The sequence below is a fragment of the Escherichia sp. Lx600-2 genome, assembly GCF_036662595.1.
Lineage (GTDB): Bacteria > Pseudomonadota > Gammaproteobacteria > Enterobacterales > Enterobacteriaceae > Escherichia > Escherichia coli.
On the sequence record NZ_JAYQWM010000170.1, the window covers coordinates 1 to 3,636 of the forward strand.

Genomic DNA, 3,636 nt, shown 5'->3' on the forward strand with positions numbered 1-3,636 from the left:
GGTGGAGCTGCATGACAAAGTCATCGGGCATTATCTGAACATAAAACACTATCAATAAGTTGGAGTCATTACCCAAAATCGCAAGAAAACAACTTTAGGAATTTATAAAGAAAAGGCGCTGTCGATGCAGCGCCTTGAAGGGGGATTATTTCACCTGATGGCCTGGTTTAGCACCAGCATCCGGGCTTAACAGGAAGATATCTTTCCCGCCAGGACCAGCAGCCATTACCATGCCTTCGGAGATACCAAAGCGCATTTTACGTGGCGCCAGGTTGGCCACCATAATGGTGTGACGCCCGATCAGTGCCTGCGGATCCGGGTAGGCAGAACGAATACCGGAGAAGACATTGCGTTTTTCACCGCCGAGATCCAGTGTCAGGCGCAGCAGTTTGTCAGAACCTTCAACAAACTCTGCGTTTTCGATCAGCGCCACGCGCAGGTCAACTTTTGCGAAGTCGTCAAAGGTGATGGTTTCCTGAATCGGATCATCTGCCAGTGGGCCAGTAACTGGCGCGGCAGCTGCTTTCACTTCTTCTTTAGATGCTTCCACCAGTGCTTCAACCTGCTTCATATCGATGCGGTTATACAGCGCTTTGAACGGATTCACTTTGTGGCCCAGCAGCGGTTGCTGGATACCATCCCAGGTCAGTTCTGTATTGAGGAATGCTTCTGCGCGCTCGGTCAGTTTCGGCAGTACCGGCTTCAGGTAAGTCATCAGCACGCGGAACAGGTTTATGCCCATTGAGCAAATTGCCTGCAGGTCGGCATCGCGGCCTTCCTGTTTTGCCACCACCCACGGAGCCTGCTCGTCGACATAGCGGTTAGCCAGATCAGCCAGCGCCATGATTTCGCGCACTGCTTTACCAAATTCGCGGCTTTCCCACGCTTCACCAATCACTTCAGCGGCATCAGTGAAGGTTTTGTACAACTGCGGGTCAGCCAGTTCGCTTGCCAGCACGCCGTCAAAACGCTTGTTGATAAAGCCCGCATTACGAGAGGCCAGGTTAACCACTTTGTTCACGATATCGGCATTCACACGCTGAACGAAATCCTCCAGGTTGAGATCGATATCATCAATGCGCGAAGAGAGTTTCGCAGTGTAGTAGTAACGCAGGCTGTCAGCGTCAAAATGATTCAGCCAGGTGCTGGCTTTAATAAAGGTGCCGCGAGACTTGGACATCTTTGCGCCGTTCACCGTCACATAGCCATGAACAAACAGGTTGGTCGGCTTGCGGAAGTTGCTGCCTTCCAGCATGGCAGGCCAGAACAGGCTGTGGAAGTAAACAATATCTTTACCGATGAAGTGGTACAGCTCGGCGGTGGAGTCTTTCTTCCAGTATTCATCGAAGCTTACGCTGTCGCCGCGCTTGTCGCACAGATTCTTGAAAGAACCCATGTAGCCAATCGGTGCGTCCAGCCAGACGTAGAAATATTTGCCCGGCGCGTTCGGAATTTCAAAACCAAAGTATGGCGCGTCGCGGGAGATATCCCACTGTTGCAGGCCGGATTCAAACCACTCCTGCATTTTATTTGCCACCTGCTCCTGCAACGCACCGCTGCGGGTCCATGCCTGCAACATTTCGCTGAAAGAGGGCAGATCAAAGAAGAAGTGTTCAGAATCACGCATTACCGGCGTAGCGCCAGAAACCACCGATTTCGGCTCGATCAATTCAGTCGGGCTGTAGGTCGCGCCGCAGACTTCGCAGTTATCGCCGTATTGATCCGGGGATTTACATTTCGGGCAGGTGCCTTTCACAAAACGGTCCGGCAGGAACATGCCTTTTTCCGGATCGTACAGCTGAGAGATGGTGCGGTTTTTAATAAAACCGTTCTCTTTCAGGCGAGAGTAGATAAGTTCTGACAACTGGCGGTTCTCTTCGCTGTGCGTCGAGTGATAGTTGTCATAGCTGATGTTAAAGCCTGCGAAATCAGTCTGATGCTCCTGACTCATTTCGCCAATCATCTGCTCCGGGGTGATACCAAGCTGCTGAGCTTTCAGCATGATCGGTGTACCGTGGGCATCGTCGGCGCAGATGAAGTTGACCTCGTGGCCGCGCATTCGCTGGTAACGGACCCAGACATCAGCCTGGATGTGCTCCAGCATATGGCCGAGGTGGATTGAGCCGTTAGCGTACGGCAGTGCGCACGTCACCAGAATTTTCTTCGCGACTTGAGTCATAGTAGGCATTACTTCTTAATAGTGAAAAGGGGTTAGATAGTACCAAATGGGAAAATGTTAAGTAAGTACTTCTCTATATTCTTCAGGTAAACTATCAGCTGATGGTTTATCTATACAAAAAAGGAGTCGGGATGAACGAACAATCCCAGGCCAAATCACCAGAAGCCTTGCGCGCAATGGTCGCCGGGACACTGGCCAATTTTCAGCACCCAACCCTGAAGCATAACCTCACCACGCTGAAAGCGTTGCACCATGTCGCCTGGATGGACGACACGTTGCATGTGGAACTGGTTATGCCATTCGTCTGGCATAGCGCGTTTGAAGAGTTAAAAGAGCAATGTAGCGCCGAACTGCTGCGTATCACCGGGGCGAAAGCTATCGACTGGAAACTGTCGCACAATATCGCCACCTTAAAACGCGTGAAGAATCAGCCGGGTATTAATGGTGTGAAGAACATCATTGCGGTCAGTTCCGGTAAAGGCGGCGTGGGTAAATCCTCCACGGCGGTAAACCTGGCGCTGGCACTGGCGGCGGAAGGGGCGAAAGTCGGCATTCTGGACGCCGATATCTACGGCCCATCAATTCCCACCATGCTGGGCGCAGAAAATCAGCGTCCAACTTCGCCGGACGGTACCCATATGGCACCGATTATGTCTCATGGCCTGGCAACCAATTCAATTGGTTATCTGGTCACTGACGACAATGCGATGGTGTGGCGTGGACCGATGGCGAGCAAGGCGTTAATGCAGATGTTGCAGGAAACCTTGTGGCCGGATCTCGACTATCTGGTGCTTGATATGCCGCCAGGCACCGGTGACATTCAATTGACGCTGGCGCAAAACATTCCAGTAACTGGTGCAGTCGTGGTCACCACCCCGCAGGACATCGCGTTGATCGATGCGAAAAAAGGCATTGTGATGTTCGAGAAAGTCGAGGTTCCGGTGCTTGGTATTGTCGAGAACATGAGTGTGCATATTTGCAGTAACTGTGGTCACCATGAACCGATTTTCGGTACCGGTGGTGCAGAGAAACTGGCTGAAAAATACCACACACAGCTGCTGGGGCAGATGCCGTTACACATCTCCTTACGTGAGGATCTCGATAAAGGCACGCCAACGGTTATCAGCCGTCCGGAGAGCGAATTTACCGCTATCTACCGCCAGCTGGCTGACCGCGTTGCAGCTCAGCTCTACTGGCAGGGTGAAGTCATTCCAGGCGAGATTTCCTTCCGCGCGGTCTAACGCCTATTAACCATTCTGGTTATTCTTCATACACCGCAGAGATGTTACATTGATGCGGTGTATTAGTTTTTGCCGCATTAATGAACACTTATTTAATACTGCGAATATTCTGCGGACCTTCGTCCGAAACTCTACAAAGTCGGTGATGCTGCCAACTTACTGATTTAGTGTATGATGGTGTTTTTGAGGTGCTCCAGTGGCTTCTGTTTCTATCAG

General features: G+C 51.4%; 3 protein-coding genes. 2 read left to right on the top strand and 1 reads right to left on the bottom strand.

Annotated elements, in window-relative coordinates:
- Window position 1 precedes the first annotated feature (1 nt).
- Window positions 2–58: an IS1 family transposase gene (locus OQV04_RS25360; RefSeq protein WP_003032489.1), complete on the top strand. Its 57-nt coding sequence runs from the start codon at window positions 2–4 to the stop codon at window positions 56–58.
- An 87-nt stretch (window positions 59–145) separates the two neighbouring features.
- Here the strand turns inward: OQV04_RS25360 and metG are convergent, their stop codons facing one another.
- Window positions 146–2,179, bottom strand: a complete 2,034-nt coding sequence (gene metG, locus OQV04_RS23865; RefSeq protein ID WP_001295427.1) for a methionine--tRNA ligase — start codon at window positions 2,177–2,179, stop codon at window positions 146–148.
- A gap of 131 nt (window positions 2,180–2,310) precedes the next feature.
- Between metG and apbC the strand changes: the two genes are divergently transcribed.
- Window positions 2,311–3,420: an iron-sulfur cluster carrier protein ApbC gene (apbC, locus tag OQV04_RS23870; RefSeq protein WP_001005448.1), complete on the top strand. Its 1,110-nt coding sequence runs from the start codon at window positions 2,311–2,313 to the stop codon at window positions 3,418–3,420.
- Window positions 3,421–3,636: the final 216 nt, after the last annotated feature.